This is a genomic window from Mitsuaria chitosanitabida ATCC BAA-476 = NBRC 102408 (assembly GCF_001598255.1).
GTDB lineage: Bacteria > Pseudomonadota > Gammaproteobacteria > Burkholderiales > Burkholderiaceae_C > Roseateles > Roseateles chitosanitabidus.
The window spans coordinates 137081-155520 of record NZ_BCYP01000004.1 but is presented as its reverse complement, the minus strand read 5'-3'; the positions used below and the strand labels follow the sequence as shown (position 1 = coordinate 155520).

At 69.2% G+C, this 18440-nt stretch carries 24 protein-coding genes; 3 read left to right on the top strand and 21 right to left on the bottom strand.

Features of this window, described 5'->3' with window-relative positions:
- Window positions 1–5: 5 nt before the first annotated feature.
- The 13 genes from tatC to argB form a co-directional block, all read right to left on the bottom strand.
- Complete coding sequence (gene tatC, locus MCHT01_RS02150) at window positions 6–800, bottom strand: twin-arginine translocase subunit TatC (protein ID WP_067061712.1); 795 nt, start codon at window positions 798–800, stop codon at window positions 6–8.
- Window positions 797–1282: a Sec-independent protein translocase protein TatB gene (tatB, locus tag MCHT01_RS02145; RefSeq protein WP_067061709.1), complete on the bottom strand. Its 486-nt coding sequence runs from the start codon at window positions 1280–1282 to the stop codon at window positions 797–799. Before tatB ends, tatC begins: the two co-directional genes overlap by 4 nt.
- 11 nt (window positions 1283–1293) lie before the next feature.
- Window positions 1294–1521, bottom strand: coding sequence for a Sec-independent protein translocase subunit TatA (gene tatA, locus MCHT01_RS02140; protein ID WP_067061706.1), 228 nt, complete (start codon window positions 1519–1521; stop codon window positions 1294–1296).
- A gap of 190 nt (window positions 1522–1711) precedes the next feature.
- Window positions 1712–2059, bottom strand: coding sequence for a histidine triad nucleotide-binding protein (locus MCHT01_RS02135; RefSeq protein WP_067061704.1), 348 nt, complete (start codon window positions 2057–2059; stop codon window positions 1712–1714).
- A gap of 104 nt (window positions 2060–2163) precedes the next feature.
- A complete protein-coding gene (locus MCHT01_RS02130; RefSeq protein ID WP_067061701.1) occupies window positions 2164–2565 on the bottom strand; it encodes a DUF4870 family protein in 402 nt (133 codons plus the stop codon).
- Window positions 2562–3002, bottom strand: coding sequence for a phosphoribosyl-ATP diphosphatase (locus tag MCHT01_RS02125; protein ID WP_067061698.1), 441 nt, complete (start codon window positions 3000–3002; stop codon window positions 2562–2564). Before MCHT01_RS02125 ends, MCHT01_RS02130 begins: the two co-directional genes overlap by 4 nt.
- A gap of 121 nt (window positions 3003–3123) precedes the next feature.
- A complete protein-coding gene (hisI, locus tag MCHT01_RS02120; protein WP_067061694.1) occupies window positions 3124–3513 on the bottom strand; it encodes a phosphoribosyl-AMP cyclohydrolase in 390 nt (129 codons plus the stop codon).
- 22 nt (window positions 3514–3535) lie between these two features.
- A complete protein-coding gene (locus MCHT01_RS02115) occupies window positions 3536–4015 on the bottom strand; it encodes an NUDIX domain-containing protein (RefSeq protein WP_067061691.1) in 480 nt (159 codons plus the stop codon).
- Window positions 4008–4946, bottom strand: a complete 939-nt coding sequence (locus tag MCHT01_RS02110; protein WP_067061688.1) for an ATP-binding protein — start codon at window positions 4944–4946, stop codon at window positions 4008–4010. The genes MCHT01_RS02115 and MCHT01_RS02110 overlap by 8 nt, the downstream gene beginning before the upstream one ends.
- 56 nt (window positions 4947–5002) lie before the next feature.
- Entirely contained in the window at window positions 5003–5641 is a 639-nt protein-coding gene (slmA, locus tag MCHT01_RS02105; RefSeq protein ID WP_067061685.1) for a nucleoid occlusion factor SlmA, read from the bottom strand.
- Window positions 5642–5716: 75 nt separating this feature from the next.
- Window positions 5717–6412 carry a response regulator gene (locus MCHT01_RS02100; protein ID WP_067061683.1) on the bottom strand — a complete coding sequence of 232 codons (696 nt, stop codon included), beginning with the start codon at window positions 6410–6412 and terminating at the stop codon, window positions 5717–5719.
- A gap of 179 nt (window positions 6413–6591) precedes the next feature.
- The gene (locus MCHT01_RS02095) at window positions 6592–7287 is read right to left on the bottom strand and encodes a pyrimidine 5'-nucleotidase (RefSeq protein WP_245643133.1); all 696 of its coding nucleotides are present in this window, start codon (window positions 7285–7287) and stop codon (window positions 6592–6594) included.
- A 12-nt stretch (window positions 7288–7299) separates the two neighbouring features.
- Window positions 7300–8214: an acetylglutamate kinase gene (gene argB / locus MCHT01_RS02090; protein ID WP_067061938.1), complete on the bottom strand. Its 915-nt coding sequence runs from the start codon at window positions 8212–8214 to the stop codon at window positions 7300–7302.
- Window positions 8215–8329: 115 nt separating this feature from the next.
- Between argB and MCHT01_RS02085 the strand changes: the two genes are divergently transcribed.
- From MCHT01_RS02085 to MCHT01_RS02075, 3 genes are all read left to right on the top strand, one after another.
- The gene (locus tag MCHT01_RS02085; protein WP_084451630.1) at window positions 8330–9340 is read left to right on the top strand and encodes a cation diffusion facilitator family transporter; all 1011 of its coding nucleotides are present in this window, start codon (window positions 8330–8332) and stop codon (window positions 9338–9340) included.
- Window positions 9337–9774, top strand: coding sequence for a D-aminoacyl-tRNA deacylase (dtd, locus tag MCHT01_RS02080; RefSeq protein WP_067061680.1), 438 nt, complete (start codon window positions 9337–9339; stop codon window positions 9772–9774). The genes MCHT01_RS02085 and dtd overlap by 4 nt, the downstream gene beginning before the upstream one ends.
- 112 nt (window positions 9775–9886) lie before the next feature.
- Window positions 9887–10270: a VOC family protein gene (locus MCHT01_RS02075; protein WP_067061678.1), complete on the top strand. Its 384-nt coding sequence runs from the start codon at window positions 9887–9889 to the stop codon at window positions 10268–10270.
- Window positions 10271–10371: 101 nt separating this feature from the next.
- On the opposite strand, the gene MCHT01_RS02070 is transcribed toward MCHT01_RS02075, so the two are convergent.
- The 8 genes from MCHT01_RS02070 to MCHT01_RS02035 all read right to left on the bottom strand — a co-directional run bounded on the left by MCHT01_RS02070 (window position 10372) and on the right by MCHT01_RS02035 (window position 18424).
- Window positions 10372–11337 (bottom strand): tripartite tricarboxylate transporter substrate-binding protein, encoded by a 966-nt coding sequence (locus MCHT01_RS02070; RefSeq protein ID WP_067061676.1) that lies wholly within the window; start codon window positions 11335–11337, stop codon window positions 10372–10374.
- Between the two features lie 225 nt (window positions 11338–11562).
- Window positions 11563–12861 carry a phenylacetate--CoA ligase family protein gene (locus MCHT01_RS02065; protein ID WP_067061673.1) on the bottom strand — a complete coding sequence of 433 codons (1299 nt, stop codon included), beginning with the start codon at window positions 12859–12861 and terminating at the stop codon, window positions 11563–11565.
- Between the two features lie 13 nt (window positions 12862–12874).
- Complete coding sequence (locus MCHT01_RS02060; RefSeq protein ID WP_067061670.1) at window positions 12875–13165, bottom strand: hypothetical protein; 291 nt, start codon at window positions 13163–13165, stop codon at window positions 12875–12877.
- Between the two features lie 96 nt (window positions 13166–13261).
- Window positions 13262–14143: an ABC transporter ATP-binding protein gene (locus MCHT01_RS02055; protein WP_084451628.1), complete on the bottom strand. Its 882-nt coding sequence runs from the start codon at window positions 14141–14143 to the stop codon at window positions 13262–13264.
- Between the two features lie 23 nt (window positions 14144–14166).
- The gene (locus tag MCHT01_RS02050) at window positions 14167–15486 is read right to left on the bottom strand and encodes an ABC transporter substrate-binding protein (protein ID WP_067061667.1); all 1320 of its coding nucleotides are present in this window, start codon (window positions 15484–15486) and stop codon (window positions 14167–14169) included.
- A 64-nt stretch (window positions 15487–15550) separates the two neighbouring features.
- Window positions 15551–16615 carry a branched-chain amino acid ABC transporter permease gene (locus tag MCHT01_RS02045; protein ID WP_067061665.1) on the bottom strand — a complete coding sequence of 355 codons (1065 nt, stop codon included), beginning with the start codon at window positions 16613–16615 and terminating at the stop codon, window positions 15551–15553.
- 24 nt (window positions 16616–16639) lie between these two features.
- A complete protein-coding gene (locus MCHT01_RS02040; protein ID WP_067061662.1) occupies window positions 16640–17569 on the bottom strand; it encodes a branched-chain amino acid ABC transporter permease in 930 nt (309 codons plus the stop codon).
- Window positions 17570–17593: 24 nt separating this feature from the next.
- Window positions 17594–18424, bottom strand: a complete 831-nt coding sequence (locus tag MCHT01_RS02035) for an ABC transporter ATP-binding protein (RefSeq protein WP_067061934.1) — start codon at window positions 18422–18424, stop codon at window positions 17594–17596.
- Window positions 18425–18440 lie beyond the last annotated feature (16 nt).

Below are 18440 nucleotides of genomic sequence, written 5' to 3'. Positions count from 1 at the left end.
GGTCATCAGGACGCGGGCTTCCCGTTGCCTTCCTCCGCCTCGTCGTCCGGCGCGCGGGTGAAGCGGCCGAAGGCGCCCGCGGCCCACAGGCCCACTTCGTAGAGCAGGCACATCGGGATCGCCAGCGCGAGCTGCGAGACGATGTCCGGCGGCGTGATCACCGCCGCGATGACGAAGGCCAGCACGATGAAGTAGCCGCGGAACTGCTTGAGCTGCGCCACGGTCACGATGCCCATGCGCGCCAGCACCACCACCACCACCGGCACCTCGAACGCCGCGCCGAAGGCGATGAACATGTTCATCACGAAGCCCAGGTAGGCCTCGACGTCGGGGGTCGCCGCGATGCTCTTGGGCGCGAAGCTCTGGATGAAGGTGAAGACCTTGCCGAACACGAAGAAGTAGCAGAACGCCACCCCCGCGAAGAACAGCAGCGTGCTCGACACCACCAGCGGCATCACGAGGCGCTTCTCGTGGGCGTACAGACCCGGCGCCACGAAGGCCCAGACCTGGTACAGGACCACCGGGAGGGCCAGCAGGAAGGCCGCCAGCAAGGTGACCTTCAGCGGGACCAGGAAGGGCGACAGCACGTTGGTCGCGATCAGCGACCCGCCCTGCGGCAGATGCGCCACCAGCGGCTTGGCCAGCAGGTCGAACAGACCGCTCGTGCCGGGCCAGATGCACAGCAGGCCGAAGGCCACCACCACGGCCAGCAACGCCCGGATCAACCGGTCGCGCAGCTCCATCAGGTGGGACACGAAGGGCTGTTCGGTGCCGGCGAGTTCGTCTTCTTGTTGGCTCATGTCGCTCGGCGAGGGGGACGGAAGCGGGCCATGCGGGCCGCGCCGGATTGCGCGTGCCGGCGCACGCCGGACTGCTGCTTGTACCAGAGCGGCGTCGCGCCGCGCTTGAGCCGCCAGTTCTTCTTCGGATGCGTGTAGACCGGGACCGGCGACGCGTAGCCGCCGATCGAGCCGTCCGACGACGTGCCGTCGACGGACAGGTCGGACCAGGTCGACTGCAGCGTCTCGTTGGCCGAGTCCACGCCCTGCTGCACGCTGGTCTGCACGTCGCTGACGGCGGACTCGAACTGGCCCTTCATCTTCTGGAGCTCCTCCAGCTCGATGGACCGGTTCACCTCCGCCTTGACGTCCGCGACATAGCGCTGCGCCTTGCCCAGCAGGTGGCCCACGGTGCGGGCCACGCGCGGCAGGCGCTCAGGGCCGAGCACGACCAGCGCCACCGCGCCGATCAGCGCCAGCTTGTCGAAACCGAAATCGACCATGCCGGCCGCGCTCAGTGACGCTGCTTGGCGTCGACGTCGACGGTGTTCGGATCAGCCGCCTTGCCGGCGTTGGTGACCTGCTGCGCGGGCGCATCGGTCGAGCCGTCCTTCATGCCGTCCTTGAAGCCCTTGACCGCGGCGCCGAGGTCGCTGCCCACGTTGCGCAGCTTCTTCGTGCCGAACACGGCGATCACGACGACCAGCACGATCAGCCAGTGCCAAATGCTCAAACCACCCATGACAATCTCCAGAGTCGAATGCGAAATTCTACGATCCGCGCGTGACAGGCATTCGGGCGATCAGCGTCATCCCGTGCCCGCATCAGCGGCTTATCTGCCCCATCCCAACCGATGAGCGAACTCATCCGGAGGTTTCGCCGCCTGCCCTCCCCCTTCGCAGAGAGCGGCGGCCCGCACATGGGGCTGGCGTTCAGCCTTTCAACCAGGGCCGGGGGCCCCCGATCGCGTGCATGTGCAGGTGGAACACCTCCTGACCGCCGTCCGCGCCGGTGTTCACCACCGTGCGGAAACCGTTCGTGACGCCCAGTTCCTTCATGAGCTTGGGCACCAGCACCGCCATCTTGCCCATCAGCGCCGCATGCTCGGGCGTCAGGTCGACCATGCTGGCGATGTGCTGCTTGGGGATCAGCAGGAAGTGCACCGGCGCCCAGGGGTGAATGTCGTGGAAACCGAGCAGGTCCTCGTCCTCGTAGACCTTCTTCGAGGGGATCTGGCCCTGGACGATCTTGCAGAAGATGCAGTTGGGGTCGTGGCTCATGGCGGATGGGTCGGACAGTGGGGCCGGATGATGACGTCGGACCATGGCGCGAAGGTGTCACCGGCCATGGGAAAGAAGGGGTGGGCGTTCGGTTTTCCCGGTGCTCACATCGGCATGGGGCGGCGGTCGTTCATCGCCAGCCAGCCGCGCACGATCCGATAGAGGAACCAGATCGAGATCGCGATCCAGGCGATCCAGCCGGGCAGCACGAACAGGAACCACAGCGGAATCGTGATCGCGTACAGGATCCCGCACCAGAGCACGCTGCGCAGGCGCCAGGAGAAATGCGTGGCCTGCCAGGTGCCGGCCGCCTCGTCCCGCTTGACCAGGTCGACGATCACGGCGATGACCAGCAGCAGCACGCTGGCCTGCACGCCAGGCAGCACCGCGCCGATCGCGACGATCGCGTGCAGCACGTAGCTGACGATGCCCACGGAGCGCAGGCTGGCCTCGCGCTCGGGATCGAGCACCACGGTCGGGGATTGCGGTTCGAACGACTGCGTCATGCACCCTCCTTCTGGCCCCTGCGGGCGAATTCCTCCAGGCCGGACAGACCCTCGCGGCGCGCCAGCTCGGCCAGCACGCGCTCGGGACGGACGTCGAAGGCGGCCAGCGCCACGATCGAGTGGAACCACAGATCGGCGACCTCGTAGACCAGCTTGTCGGCCGCCCGCGGCTGGCCGTCGGCGGCCCGCGCCGCGTCCTTGGCGTGGTCCGCGTCCTTGGCGGCGAGCACCACCTCGGTGGCTTCCTCGCCGACCTTCTTGAGGATCTGGTCCAGACCCTTGGCGAACAGCTTGGCCACGTAGCTCTTGTCCGGATCGCCCTCGGCGCGGCGCTGCGCGACGACATCGCCCAGATGGGCCAGCACGTCGAGGGAGGTCGGCGCCGAGGCCGGCGCACCGGCGGCCGGAGCCGCGGCGGAAGTGTCGTTGGTGCTCATCGCTTCAGGCTTCGCGCGTCGGGGGAATATCGCTGGGTGGACGGGAGCACAGGGTGCGTCGGTGCGTCGCAGGCGACCAGGTCGGCGGCCGGGTCCGTCATGCCGTCACGCTGTCACGCCGTCATTTGTAGATGCTGGCCGGATCCTTGAGAACCGGCTCGACCGTCGACCACTGGCCGTTCTCCAGTTTCTGGAAGAAGCAGCTGTGGCGGCCGGTGTGGCAGGCGATGCCGGGTTCGTGGCCGTGCTGGGTGATGGTCAGCAGCACGACGTCGTTGTCGCAATCCAGCCGGATGCCGTGGACCTGTTGCGTGTGGCCGGACTCCTCGCCCTTGTGCCACAGCTTCTGGCGCGAGCGGCTCCAGTAGACCGCCTCGCCGATCTCGGCGGTGCGGGCCAGGGCGTCGCGGTTCATCCACGCGAACATGAGGATGTCGCCGGAGCCCTGCTCCTGCGCGATGACGGGCACCAGCCCGTCGCGGTCCCACTTGATCTGATCCAGCCAGTCCATCGCGGCAGTGTAGTCCGGGGCCTCAGACATGGGTGAGACCGACGTGGAAGCGCTCGGCGGCGAACCACTGCAGCACCGGGATGGTTCCGGGCAGCACCGGCTGCACCTGCACCGGCAGGCGCTCCCAGCTCATGGTCTGCTGCTCCCGCATCTCGAATTCGCCGGCCCACTCGTAGACCTTGCAGAAATTCAGGCGCACCTTGGCATGCGGATATTCCATCAGCTCCACCTTCCACGGATGCGCGGCGCCGATGGTGATGCCCAGTTCCTCGTGCAGCTCGCGGCGCAGGGCCTGCTCGACGGTCTCGCCCGCCTCCAGCTTGCCGCCAGGGAACTCCCAGTAGCCGGCGTAGACCTTGCCCTCGGGGCGGGAGGTCAGCAGGAACTCGGTCTCGCGGCCGTGCTCGTCGCGGCGCACCAGCACGCCGACGGCGACCTCGACCGGCACGCGGTCGGTCGCTCCCACGGGGCTGAGCGGATGGGCCTGCTCGCGTTCAGACATGGTCCAGTCCTTCCGGCGCGTCGGTGTCCGTCGAGGGGGCGGGCGTGCCGTCGGACGCGCCGCCGCGTCCCGCCAGATCCCGCGCGAACTGATAGGCCACGCGGCCCGAGCGCGAGCCGCGCTCCAACGCCCAGACCAGCGCCGGCTGACGCGCGGCCTCGATGCGGGCGGCGTCCAGGCCGAAGTGGCTCAGCCACTGGGCGACGATGGCCAGGTACTCCTGCTGGCTGAAGCTGTAGAAGCTGATCCACAGCCCGAAGCGCTCGGACAGCGAGATCTTTTCCTCCACCGCCTCGCCCGGATGGACCTCGACGTTCCCGTCGCGCTCGGTGTGGGTGTAGCCCAGGTTGTCCTTCATCTGCTCGGGCAGCAGGTGGCGGCGGTTGCTGGTCGCGTAGATCAGCAGGTTGTCGGTGGCCGCGGCGACGGAGCCGTCCAGCATGGACTTCAGCGCCTTGTAGCCGGCCTCGCCCTCGTCGAAGCTCAGGTCGTCGCAGAAGATGACGAAGCGCTCCGGCCGGTCGGCGACCAGGTCCGCCAGATCCGGCAGGTCGACCAGATCGGCCTTGTCCACCTCGATCAGGCGCAGGCCCTGGTCGGCGAATTGATTCAGGCAGGCCTTGATCAGCGAGCTCTTGCCGGTGCCGCGCGCGCCCGTCAGCAGCACGTTGTTCGCCGGCTGGCCCTGCACGAACTGGCGCGTGTTGCGCAGCAGGCGCTCCTTCTGCGGCTCGACCTCCTTGAGGTCGCCCAGCCGGATCGTGGACAGGTGCCTGACCGGTTCCAGCCGCGCGCTCGCACCGCGCTTGCGGTAGCGGAACGCGACCGCGCCCGACCAGTCGGGCGGCGTGAGGGGCTGGGGCAGCACGGCCTCCAGGCGGTTGAGCAGCGCGTCGGCGCGCCGCAGCAGGGCGTCAAGGGCGTCGGACATGAGGCCGAGTTTAGAGGGCCGCGCCCGCCGCGACGGGCGCTACGCGGCGGCGCCGATCATCCGAGCATTCGCATTGCGGCATCCAACTGTTCAGTCGGAAGACGCTTGAAGCCTGAGCGCGCATAGCGCTGCAGTCGGCCGATGATGAAGCTCACCAGCACCGAGGCCTGGGCCTGGGCCTCGACCGTCGGAGTGCTCGAGCCAGACGCCTCGGCCGCGGTGCGCAGGCCCTGGCGCAGGGCCGACTCGACCTTGTCGAAGAACTGGTTCATGCGCGCGACCAGGCGCTCGTTCTCGTAGACCAGCGCGTCGCCGACCATCACCCGGGCCATGCCCGGATTGCGCTCGCCGAACTGCAGCAGCACGGCGACGATGCGCTGCGCCTGGGCGAGACCGTCGGTCTCGCGTTCGGCGATCTGGTTGAGCAGCGAGAAGATGCTGGTCTCGATGAACTCGATGAGGCCCTCGAACATCTGCGCCTTGCTGGCGAAGTGCCGATACAGGGCGGCCTCGCTGACCTCCAGCCGCGCGGCGAGCGCGGCGGTGGTCACGCGCTCCGCGCCGGGCTGCTCCAGCATGCTGGCCAGCGTCTGCAGGATCTGGACGCGGCGCTCCCCGGGCTTGAGCCGCTTGCGGGGCAGCTCCGCGGGCTTGGTCGCGGGCGTGTCCGGAGCGTCGGGGGGGCTGGTGTGCATGGGCGGGGGCGGAGTGTGCGGCGATTCTGGCACAGGCCCGGGGGGCTCCCGGGCACGGTGCCGGACGCCGCGCGCTCAGTCCCGCAACCAGCCCAGGCGGCGCGCTTCGTAGATGGCCTCGACCTTGGAGCGCACCTGCAGCTTGCGGTAGGTGCGCTTCACGTAAGTCATGATCGTGTGCGGCGACACGTTCATGAACTGCGCGATCTCGTCGAAGGTGAAGCCCTTGGCGGCCAGGTGCAGCACGCGCGATTCCTGCTCGGACAGCGCGACCACCTGCTCGTCGACCAGCGGCATCGGGGCCGAGTCGCCGAACCCGCGCGGCGCATGCCCGTTGCCGTTCCCCTGCGGCGCCAGGCGCAGCAGCAGACGGCGCGCGATCACGGGGGAGATCGGACTGCCCCCCGCGCGCAGCGAGCGCAGCTGACCCGGCAGGTCCAGCGCGAGCGAGTCCTTGAGCAGGTAGCCGGTGGCGCCGGCCTCGATGCTCGAGAGCACGTGCTGCTCGTCACCGAAGACGGAGATGACCATGACCTCGCACTCGGGCGCGACATGGGCGGCGTGTCGGATCAGTTCGATGCCGCTCCCACCCGGCAGGTCCAGGTCGACCAGCAGCACGTCGGGACGTGTCTGGTCGAACATCTTCCTCCCCTGCGGCAGGTCGGTGGCCATGCCGACGAGCCGGATGTCAGGCGCCTTTTCCAGGGCGTGGGCGAAGGCCTCGCGGAACCGAAGCTGATCCTCGACGATCAAGACGCTGAATAGTGACATGCAATCCCTCACGGCTTTGGAGCCGTTCGGGCGCATTCTGGGTTGTCGCGTGTTTCAGCGGCAATCCCCAGCTTGCAGTGGTGTGACCTTGGACCAGTCCCCCCGACCGGCCCCGGCCCCCCGGCGTCCGAGGGCGGAGAAGGCAATCCACGCTCCCGCGCCGGTCCGCGCCCACCCCCTCAACGAGGGGGGAGGCGATGCAATCTGTCCACACGCCGGTCGACGCAGGCGGGGCGCCGGTGGGCGGGCTCGTCCATCCAGCCGCGCATCCAGACCGTGCCCATGCCCAGGGCGTGCGCGGTGCGCAGGTTGGCCACGCTGTCCTCGACCAGCGTGCAGCGCGAGGGCGCGATCCGCAGCTGCGCGCAGACGTGGCGCAGCATGCGGGCGTCGGGCTTGGGGCGGTAGTGGCCGAACATGCGCATGTGCTCGACGCTGATGACGCGCTCGAACAGCGCCGAGATGCCCAGCGCCTTGAGCACGCGGCGGGCGTAGCGCTCGGGCGCGTTGGTCAGCAGGATGCGGCGGCCCGGCAGGCGGCGCAGCCAGGCCAGGTCCGTGCGCGCGCCGCGCAGCAAGGATTCGAGCTCCGGCAGCGCATGCACCTCCTCGAGGAACTGCGAGGCGGGAATCCGGTGATGCCGGATCAGCCCGAGCAGGGTCGCGCCGTAGACGCGCCAGTAGCGCCGGCGCAGCGCGTGGGCCTGCTCGGCGTCCACGCCCAGGTGCCGGACGATGTAGTCGTTCATCGCCGCGCCGATGGCGGCGAAGGAGCCGCCGCTGGCGTGGTGCAGCGTGTCGTCCAGGTCGAAGAGCCAGACCGCGTCGCCGGGGCGACGCGGATGCCGGCGCACGAGCGGCGGAAGCCGGGCCAACGGACGGGTCGCTCAGTACGAGCGGATCATCGTGCCGAAGGCCTTCTCGGAGAGGATCTCCAGCAGCATCGCGTGGGGCACGCGGCCGTCGATGATGTGCACCGCGTTGACGCCGCTCTTGGCCGCGTCGATCGCGCCGGCGATCTTGGGGATCATGCCGCCGCTGATGGTGCCGTCGGCGACCAGCTCGTCGATGCGGCGCGGGGTCAGCTCGACCAGCAGCTCGCCCTGCTTGTCCAGCACGCCGCGGATGTTGGTCAGCATCAGCAGCTTCTCGGCCTGCAGCACCGTGGCCAGCTTGGCGGCCACGACGTCGGCGTTAATGTTGTAGCTCTCGTTGTTCTCGCCGAAGCCGATGGGGCTGATGACGGGGATGAACTGGTCGTCCTGCAAGGCCTTCACGACGCTGGGGTCGATGCTGACGATGTCGCCGACCTGGCCGATGTCGTGTTCCTTGGCCGGGTCGTCCTTGTCCAGGATCTTGAGCTGCTTGGCGCGGATCATGCCGCCGTCGCGGCCGGTCAGGCCCACGGCCTTGCCGCCGGCGGCGTTGATCAGGCCCACGATGTCCTGCTGCACCTCCCCCGCGAGCACCCATTCGACGACGCTCATGGTCTCGGCGTCGGTCACGCGCATGCCCTGGATGAAGTGGCCCTTCTTGCCCAGCTTGTTGAGCGCGTCCTCGATCTGCGGACCGCCGCCGTGCACCACCACCGGGTTCAGGCCGACCAGCTTGAGCAGCACCACGTCCTCGGCGAAGTCCTGCTGCAGGGCCGGGTCCGTCATGGCGTTGCCGCCGTACTTGATGACGATGGTCTTGCCGTGGTACTTGCGGATGTAGGGCAGCGCCTGGGACAGCAGCTCCGCCTTGTCGCGCGGCGGGATGTGGCTGAGGTCGGCGTCGTGGACGGGAGGAGTGTTGCTCATGAGGCTGTCCGGGCTGAAGGAGGGTCGGGGGCGGTCGGCCGAGGTGGCGCGGCGGTCGCACGCGGTCACGAGGCCGTCGAACGGCGCGAATTGTAGGACCGGCAAAATCGCGTCCATGCAAGTCCAGCAATACCTGAAGCTGTCGGTGGTCGTCGCGTTGGCGACCATCGCCCTGAAGACCGCCGCCTGGTGGTGGACCGGGTCGGTCGGCCTGCTGTCGGACGCGCTCGAATCGCTGGTCAACCTGGCGGGGGCCCTGTTCGGCCTGGCCATGGTGACCATCGCCCGGCGCCCGCCCGACGCGGACCACCCCTTCGGCCACCACAAGGCGGAGTACTTCTCCAGCGCCTTCGAGGGCGCGCTGATCCTGATCGCCGCGCTGGGCATCGGCTGGGCCGCCGTGGGCCGGCTGATGCATCCGCAGCCGCTGGAGCAGCTGGGTCTGGGCCTGGTGCTGTCGCTGGTCAGCACCGGCATCAACTGGGCCCTGGCGGTCGCGATGATGAAGGCCTCGCGCGCGCATCGCTCCATCGCGCTGGAGGCCGACGCGCGCCACCTCTACACCGACGTCTGGACCTCCGTGGGGGTGGTCGTCGGCCTGATCGGCGTGATGCTGACCGGCTGGATCTGGCTGGACGCGGTGCTGGCCATCCTGGTCGCGCTGAACATCCTGCGCGAGGCGGTCCACCTGATGTGGCGGTCCACCGGCGGGCTCATGGACCAGGCGCTGGACACCGAGGACCAGCGCGCGATCGCGGCGGTGCTGGCCGGCTTCGAATCGCCGGACCTGCGCTTCGACCATGTCGCGACACGCGTCGCGGGGCCGCAGCGCTTCGTCGACCTGCACCTGCATGTACCGGCGCGCTGGACCCTGGGCCATGCGGCCGCGCTGCGCGGCGAGGTGGAGCAGGCGCTGATGCGCGCCCTGCCCGGCCTGCGCGCGAGCATCCAGCTGCTGCCGGCCAACGTCGAGACGCGCTTCGCCGAGCTCGCCGGCCGCGACGCCGGCCAGCCCCTGCCGCCGGCCCCGCCCGAGCTCGCCGCGGCGGCCGCCTCCGACGACGACGCCCGGAGCAAGGCTCCATCGTCGACGCCCGACACTTCCCGAAAGGACACCCCTGGATGATCGCCCTGCTCCAGCGCGTCAAGCGCGCCCATGTCGACGTCGGCGATCGCCGCACCGGAGCGATCGGCCCGGGCCTGCTGCTGCTGCTCTGCGCCGAGCCGCAGGACACCGAGGCGGTGGCCGAGAAGCTGCTGGCCAAGATCCTGAAGCTGCGCATCTTCAGCGACGAGGCCGGGAAGATGAACCGCAGCGTGCAGGACATCGGCGGTGGGCTGCTGATCGTCTCGCAGTTCACGCTGGCGGCGGACACCAGCGGCGGCAACCGGCCCAGCTTCACGGGCGCCGCGCCGGCCGAGCTGGGACGGCGGCTCTACGAGCACGCGGTGAACTTCGCCCGCGCGCAGCATCCGGTGGTGGCCACCGGGGAGTTCGGCGCCGACATGCAGGTCGAGCTGATCAACGACGGTCCGGTCACCCTGCCGATGCGCATGTGAGCCGCGCCGCGCCATCGCCCTGGGCGCGCGGCCCCGCGCCCGCCATGAATCCGCCACGTCAAACTGACGAGAATGCGGGATCGGCTCTCACCATGATTTCAAGGATCCGCTCATGATCAGCTACGTCACCCTGGGCAGCAACGACCGCCGCGCGGCCAAGACCTTCTACGACGCGGTGCTGGCGCCGCTGGGGCTCAAGCCGGGCTATTCGGACGACGAGATGGTCGGCTACGGCCCCGAGGGCGGCGAGACGCAGCTGTGGGTGGTCGCGCCCTACAACGGCCTGGACGCGACGGCGGGCAACGGGACCATGCTGGCGCTGGCCGCGTCGACGCGAGCCCAGGTCGACGCCGCCTACGCCGCGGCGATCGCCGGCGGCGGCCGCGACGAAGGCAAGCCCGGTCCGCGCGAGATCTACGGCCCCAACTTCTACGCCGCCTACTTCCGCGATCCGGAAGGCAACAAGCTGGCCGTGGTCTGCCGCGCGCCGGACTGATCCGAGCGCACCGGACACCGGCCCGACGCGGCCGGCCAAGGAAAAAGCCCGCCGATCGGCGGGCTTTCCTCATGGGGCGAGCGACTCGCCCTCGGGCGGGATCAGTCGGCGTACTGACCGGCGGCCTTGATGACCGGGGTCCACTTGGCGATCTCGTCGGCGACGAACTTCTTGTGCTCGGCGGGGTTCACGCGACCGTCGGTCACGATCACGGCGCCCAGCGCTTCCTCGCGCTTGTGGAACTCGGCATCCTTCAGCGCGGCCTTCAGCGCCGTGTTGATCTTGTCCAGGACCGGCTTGGGCGTGCCCTTGGGCGCGTACAGGCCGTGCCAGATCGTCACGTTGAAGCCCTTCAGGCCGGACTCGTCCAGCGTCGGCAGCTTGGCCAGCGTGCCGCCCAGGCGCTTGGGCGTCGAGACCGCGAAGGCCTTGACCTTGCCGCCGTCGATCTGCGTCGTGGTGTTGGTGGTCTGGTCGCACATGATGTCGACCTGGCCGCCGATCAGGTCGGTCATGGCCGGACCCGTGCCCTTGTACGGGACGGTGGTCATGTCCATCTTCAGCATGCTCATGTACAGCAGGCCGCACAGGTGCGAGGCGGAACCCAGGCCGGCGTTGGCCAGGTTGATCTTGCCCTTGTTGGCGCCCAGCCACTTCACCAGGTCGGCGTAGTTGTTGGCCGGCAGGCTGGGACGCGAGATCAGCGTCATCGGCACTTCGTTGATCAGGCCCAGGTACTCGAAGTCGTCCAGGGTCTTGTACTGCAGGTTGCGGTACAGGGCCGGGGAGGTCGACATGCCGATGTGGTGCAACAGCAGGGTGTAGCCGTCCGGCGCGGCCTTGGACACCTTGGTCGCGCCCAGCGTGCCGCCGGCGCCGCCGACGTTCTCGATCACGATGGTCGCGTTCAGCGGCTTGCGCAGCGCCTCGGCCAGATCGCGCGCCACCTTGTCGGTCGGGCCACCCGCGGCGAACGGCACCACGATCGTCACCGGCTTGTCCGGATAGTCGGCCCAGGCGGCACCAGCGGTCAGCGCCGCCACGCAGGCGAGCAGGATCTTCTTCATGTGGAGGTCTCCCCTCTTGTCAGGGTCGGTGTGGGTGATGGCGCGGATGCTAGGGCCGCCCTCGCGGGCACGCCTAGCGGAAACTACGTAAGGGAGGGCGAGGTACCGGTATCGGCCCGACGCGGGTGGCGCCGCGCGGGCGACGCCGCCCTCCGCCGCGCCCCTCTGAAGCGGCGGCGCGCGCGGCGCCCTCGCCAGGTCCGGCTGCGGCTTTACCGGCGCCCTTCACTCGTACTTTCGAAGGTCCTCGATCACCTTGCCGTCGTTGACCAGCGCGCCCGGGGCGAGGAAGGCCACCTCGCCGCGCAGCTTGGTCACCTCGCGCAGCGCGAGGGCGACGCGCTCGCCCAAGCCCTCCGGCACCTGGCCGCCGACCTCCACCTTCAGCGTCATCCGGTCCTGGGCCATCTCGCCCTCGACGACCAAGCGCCCGCGTCCGGCCTCGGGGAAACGCCGGAGCACCTCCGCCACCTGCCCGGCATGCACGAACATGCCGCGCACCTTGGCGCTCTGGTCCGCGCGCCCCATCCAGCCCTTGATGCGGACGTTGGTCCGGCCCGTCGGGCACGGGCCCGGCAGCACGGCGGACAGATCGCCCGTGCCGAAGCGGATCAGCGGGTAGTCCGGGTTCAGCGTCGTGACGACGACCTCGCCCACCTCGCCGTCCGGCACCGGATCGCCGGTGCCGGGCCGCACGATCTCCAGGATCACGCCCTCGTCGACGACCAGTCCCTGGCGGGCCGAGGTCTCGTAGGCGATGAGCCCGAGGTCCGCGGTGGCGTAGCACTGGTAGCCCACCACGCCGCGCTCGCCGCACCAGTCGCGCAGCGAGGGCGGGAAGGCCTCGCCGCTGACCAGCGCCTTGTGCACCGACAGCGGCTGCCCCTGCTCCGCCGCCTTGTCCAGCAGGATCTTGAGGAAGCTCGGCGTGCCGACGTAGGCCTGCGGCCGCAGCTCGGCCATGGCCTGCAGCTGGAGCTCGGTGTTGCCGACACCGCCCGCGAAGACGGTGCAGCCCAGCGCCTCGGCGCCGCCTTCCATCATGGCGCCGGCCGGCGTCAGGTGGTAGCTGAAGGAGTTGTGGACCAGGTCACCCGCGCGCAACCCCGCCGCATGCAGGGCGCGGCCGATGCGCCAGTAATCACGCCCGAGTCCCTCGGGCTCGTAGATCGTGCCCGGCGACTGGAAGACACGGCGCGCGCCGCTGTCGCGCTTGAGTCCGCGCCAGCCGATGGCGGAGAAGCCGCCGAAGGGCTCCGAGGGCCGTGCCGCCCGCACCGCCTGCTGGCGCGCGAGCAGCTCCGACTTGCGCGTCACCGGCAGCCGCGCCAGGGCGGCGCGCGTGCGCACGTGGTCGGGATCGACACCGGTCAACAGCTCGCCATAGGCATCGGTGTTCTGACGCGCGTTGGCGATCTGGTGCGGGAGGGCGGACAGCAGCGCGGCCTCGCGCGCGGCGGCGTCGCGCGTCTCGTGCGCGTCGTAGAAGGGGGTGGAGACCCGGGAAGAGAACTCGGCGGCCATCACGCGTCCCTCCTCACTCGTCCGCCCACTGCGCGAGGCGGCGCTTGAGCTCGTCCTGCAGCTTGCGCACGTCGGCCGAGGACCGGCAGGGGCGCGCATCCCAGTCCGGACTGCGCGCCGGCTTGCGCGCCAGCTTCGCGTCGATCTGGCCGTCGCCGGCGGCGAGCTTCAGGACCTCCTGTCCTTCGAAGCTCCAGGCGTCGCCCCGTTCGGTGAGGCTGCGCAGCTCGCGCAGCGCGCGGCGCAGTTGCACCAGCTGCTCCTCGACCTTGAACGGCGGCGGCGCGAAGAAGTCGTTGTCCATGAACTGCTCTCCCTTGAAACCCGTCGATCTTTCGATCCTGTGATCCTTCGATCGCTCAATCCGGCGAGACGCCCGGTCCCGCGCTTCCCGACCGACTCATGTCAACCAGCGCTTGCGCCGCTTGTAGCTCTTGACGTCGCGGAAGCTCTTGCGGTCGCCGCCGCCCATGCCGAGATAGAACTCGCGCACGTCCTCGTTGTCGCGCAGGGCCTGCGCGGCGCCGTCCATGACGACGCGGCCGTTCTCGAGGATGTAGCCGTAATCGGCGTAGCGCAGCGCCATGTTGGTGTTCTGCTCGGCCAGCAGGAAGGTCGTGCCCTCCTTCTGGTTGAGGTCGCGCACGATCTCGAAGACCTCCTCGACGATCTGCGGCGCGAGCCCCATCGAGGGCTCGTCCAGCAGCACCATCCTGGGCCCCGCCATCAACGCCCGGCCGATCGCGCACATCTGCTGCTCGCCGCCCGAGGTATAGGCGGCCTGCGAGGTCCGCCGCGTCTTGAGCCGCGGGAAGTAGTTGTAGACCTTCTCCAGCGTCTCGGCCACGGCGGCCTTGCCGTCGCGGCGCGCATAGGCGCCGGTGAGCAGGTTCTCCTCGATCGTCAGGTGGGCGAAGCAGTGACGCCCCTCCATCACCTGGACGACGCCGCGGTGCACGAGCTCGGCGGGCGAGAGCTTCTCGATGCGCTCGCCGCGCAGCTCGATCGAGCCCTTGGTCACCTCGCCGCGCTCGCCCGCCAGCAGGTTGGAGATGGCGCGCAGCGTCGTGGTCTTGCCGGCGCCGTTGCCGCCGAGCAGCGCCACCACCGCGCCCGTGGGCACGCGCAACGACACGCCCTTGAGCACCAGGATCACGTGGTGATAGATGACCTCGATGCCGTTGACGTCGAGCAGCGGAGTGGCCGCGGCCGCGGCCTCGGTCGCGCCGACGGCGCCGGTCGTGGCGCCCACGGGGTCAGGGGTTGCGATGGTGGCTGGCATGGCGGGATTCCTGGATCAGCGGATCAGCCGCAGCTGCGCGGCTTGAGGTTCTTGTCCTTGGCGTACTTGGCGGCGTACTCCTTGACCATCGGATCGATGTGGGTCTTGTCCGACTGGTACCAGTCGGAGGCGATGTTCCACTTCGCGCCGTCCCACTGGACGATGCGCGCCCAGTCCGTGCCCATGTGGTTCGAGCAGCTGGTCTGCACCGGACGCATCACCTCGCCGAAGCCCAGCGCCTTGAGGCGATCCGCGGTCAGGTTCAGGTTCTCGAAGCCCCAGCGGACCTGCTCGGGCGTCATGACCTTGCCCTTGCCGAACTTCTCCTGCGCGGTGCGGATGGCCTCGACCTGCAGCATCGAGATCATCATCCCGCGCGTGTGCGCGATCGCGCCGATGCCGGTGGGCGCGCCGGTGCCCTGGCCCTTGTCGTAGACGTACTTCCTCAGCTCGTCATGGACCTTGTCCTTGGCCGCGCTGTTGTGCAGCGTGATCGCGTTGTAGCCCTTGGCGCCGGCGCCGATGTCCTTGACGTCATGGTCCGAGCCGGCCCACCACACGGCGTAGATCTTCTCGCGCGGATAGCCGCTGGCCTGCGCCTCGCGGATGCCGGCCGGCGTCATCACGCCGGCGGACCAGAACAGCACGTAGTCCGGCCGCTGCTGGCGGATCTGCAGCCAGGTGGACTTCTGCTCGACGCCCGGGGGCGTGACCGGATACAGCAGCACCTCGAAGCCTTCGGCCGCGGCGCGCTTCTGGATCAGCGGAATCGGCTCCTTCCCATAGGGGCTGTCGTGATAGACCAGCGCGATCTTCTTGCCCTTGAGCGAGCCCTTCTCCTTCTTCGCGATGTCCTGCAGCATCACGTCGGCCGCGGTCCAGTAGGTGCCCAGCAGCGGGAAATTCCATTCGAAGACGGTGCCGTCGGCCGACTGCGACAGGCCGTACCCCGGGGTCTCGACGACGACCTTGTCGATGAAGGCCTTGTCGGTCACCGCGAAGGTGATGCCGGTGGACTGCGTGTCGAAGCCCGACGCGCCGCCGCCCTTGCCCTTCAGGCGCTCGTAGCACTCGACGCCCTTGGCGGCGTCGTAGGCGGTCTCGCATTCCTCATAGGCGAGCTTGACCCCGTTCACGCCGCCGTCGCGCGCGTTGACGAGCTTGAGGTAGTCCTGCTTGCCGTCGGCCCAGGGGATGCCCAGCGGCGCGAACTGGCCGGTGCGGTACACCAGCAGCGGGATGAACTGCTCGTTGGCGGCCTGCGCCTGTGCCAGGAAGGGCACGGCGGCCGCGGCCAAGGCCGCCACGGACAGCGCGCCCCGCGCGAGGGTCTTCAAGCTCATGGTGTCGTCTCCTGATGGTGCACTCTGCGGTGCGGTTTGAAATCTCGTGGACTCAACTGCGCGATCAATGCGGGAAGGGCCAGAGCCGCAACTTTTGACGAGCCGTGGACCAGAGCCTTGCGAGACCGTGCGGCTCGACGATGAGGAAGAACACGATCAGCGCGCCGAAGATCATGTGCTCCAGGTGCGAGGCGGTGCCCGTGGACAGCGGCAGGCCCAGCCAGTGCGGCACGTAGTTCAGCAGCAGCGGCAGCAGCACGATGAAGGCGGCGCCGAAGAAGCTGCCGGCGATCGAGCCCAGCCCGCCGATGATGATCATGAACAGCAGCTGGAAGGACTTGTCGATGCCGAAGGCGGCCGGCTCCCAGGCGCCCAGATGGATGAAGGCCCACAGCGCGCCGGCCACGCCGACGATGAAGCTGCTCACCGCGAAGGCGGTCAGCTTGGCGTGCACCGGCCGGATGCCGATGACGGCGGCGGCGACGTCCATGTCGCGGATCGCCATCCACTCGCGGCCGATGGCGCCGCGCACCAGGTTCTTGGTCGCCAGCCCGCAGACCACCACCAGCGACAGGCACAGCAGATAGCGCTGCACCGGCGTCTCCAGCGGCAGACCGAAGATCTGCAGCGGCCCCACGCTGACGGAGCCCGAGGACGAATTGTTGGTCACCCACGGCACGCGGTTGACGAACCAGTCGATGAAGAACTGCGCCGCCAGCGTCGCCACCGCGAGATAGAGCCCGCGGATGCGCAGGCTCGGCAAGCCGAACAGCACGCCGCAGACCGTCGACGCGAGACCGCCGCCCAGCAGGGCCAGCAGCAGCGGCATGCCGTCGATGCGCGCCAGCAGGTTGTAGGCCGCGTAGGCACCCACCGCCATGAAGGCGCCGGTGCCCAGCGAGATCTGCCCGCAGTAGCCCACCAGCACGTTCAGGCCCAGCGCCGCCAGCGACAGCACGAGGAAGGGAATCAGCACGGCGCGGAAGGTGTAGTCGCTGGCCAGCCCGGGCACGGCGACGAAGGCCACCAGCGCCAGCACCAGCATCGCGAGGCGGTCCTGCGCGATGGGGAACAGCGCCAGGTCCGCGCGGTAGGAGGCCTTGAACTGGCCGTTTTCACGATAGAGCACGGGTCGTCTCCTTGCCGGCGCGCGTCAGACGCGGTCGATGATCTTGTCGCCGAAGAGGCCCTGCGGCCGCACCAGCAGAAAGCCCAGCGCGAGCACGTAGGCGAACCAGTTCTCGATGCCGCCGCCCAGGTGCTGGCCGAGGTAGATCTCGGAGAGCTTCTCGCCCACGCCGATGATCAGCCCGCCCAGGATGGCGCCCGGCACCGAGGTCAGCCCGCCCAGGATCACGACCGGGAAGGCCTTCAGCGCCACCAGCGAGATCGAGTACTGCACGCCCAGCTTGCTGCCCCAGATGATCCCGGCCACCAGCGCGACCAGCCCGCCCACCGACCACACGATCACCCAGATGCGCGCCAGCGGAATGCCGATGGACTGCGCGGCCTGGTGGTCGTCGGCGACGGCGCGCAGCGCGCGGCCGGTGCGGGTCTTTTGGAAGAACAGCGTCAGCGCGCCCACCAGCAGCGCCGCGATCACCGCGGAGTACAGGTCCTCCTTGTTGAGCAGCAGCCCGCCCTGGAAGACGTTCTCGAGCACGAACATCGGATCCTTGGGCAGGCCGACGTCGATCTTGTAGGTCGCGCTGCCGAAGATCAGCTGACCCGCGCCGTCCAGGAAGTAGCTGATGCCCAGCGTCGCCATCAGCAGCGTGATCGCCGGCTGGTTGACCAGGCCGCGCAGCGCCAGCCGCTCCACCAGCCAGGCCACCACGACCAGGCAGCCGGCCGCCGCGATCAGCGCGAGCAGGTTCGCGAGCACCTGGCTCTCGAAGCCGAGCCACTGCGGGAACCATTCGGCGAAGCGCGCCATCGCCAGCGCCGCGAACAGCACCATCGCGCCCTGCGAGAAGTTGAAGACGCCGGAGGCCTTGAAGATCAGCACGAAGCCCAGCGCCACCAGGGCGTAGAGCATGCCGGCCATCAGCCCGCCGAAGACGGTTTCGAGGAAGAAGCCCATGATCGTGTCCTTGGCCGCGAGGCCTCACTCGCCGGCGCCGAGGTAGGCGCGGATGACTTCGGGATTGGCGCGCACCTCGTCGGGCGTCCCGTCGCCGATCTTGCGGCCATAGTCCAGCACCACGACGCGGTCGCTGATGTCCATGACCACGCCCATGTCGTGCTCGATCAGCACGATGGTGGTGCCGAACTCGTCGTTGACGTCCAGGATGAAGCGGCACATGTCCTGCTTCTCCTCGACGTTCATGCCCGCCATGGGCTCGTCCAGCAGCAGCACCTTGGGCTCCATCGCGAGCGCGCGGCCCAGGTCGACGCGCTTCTGAAGGCCGTACGGCAGACCGCCGACCGGCGTCTTGCGATGCGCCTGGATCTCGAGGAAATCGATGATGCGCTCGACCTTCTCGCGGTGGGCGATCTCCTCCTGCACCGCGGGCCCGACACGCAGCGCCTGCCACAGCAGATTGCGCCGCATGCGCAGGTTGCGGCCGGTCATGATGTTGTCCAGCACGCTCATGCCCTTGAACAGCGCCAGGTTCTGGAAGGTCCGCGCGACGCCCATCTCGGCCATGCGGCGCAGGCGCACGCGCGGGCTCAGCTGGCGCATGTCCTGACCCCGGAACATCACGCGGCCCTGCTGCGGCTGGTAGACGCCGTTGATGCAGTTCAGCATCGAGCTCTTGCCCGCGCCGTTGGGGCCGATGATGGCGCGGATCTCGTGCTCGCGGACGTCGAAGCTGATGTCGTTGAGCGCCTTCACGCCGCCGAAGGACAGCGTGATGCCGCGCGCCTCGAGGATCACGTCCCCGACGCGGCGACCCGTCGCGGCACTGCCGGACGAGGCGGAGGCCGCCGGCATCGCGATCGAGGCGCCG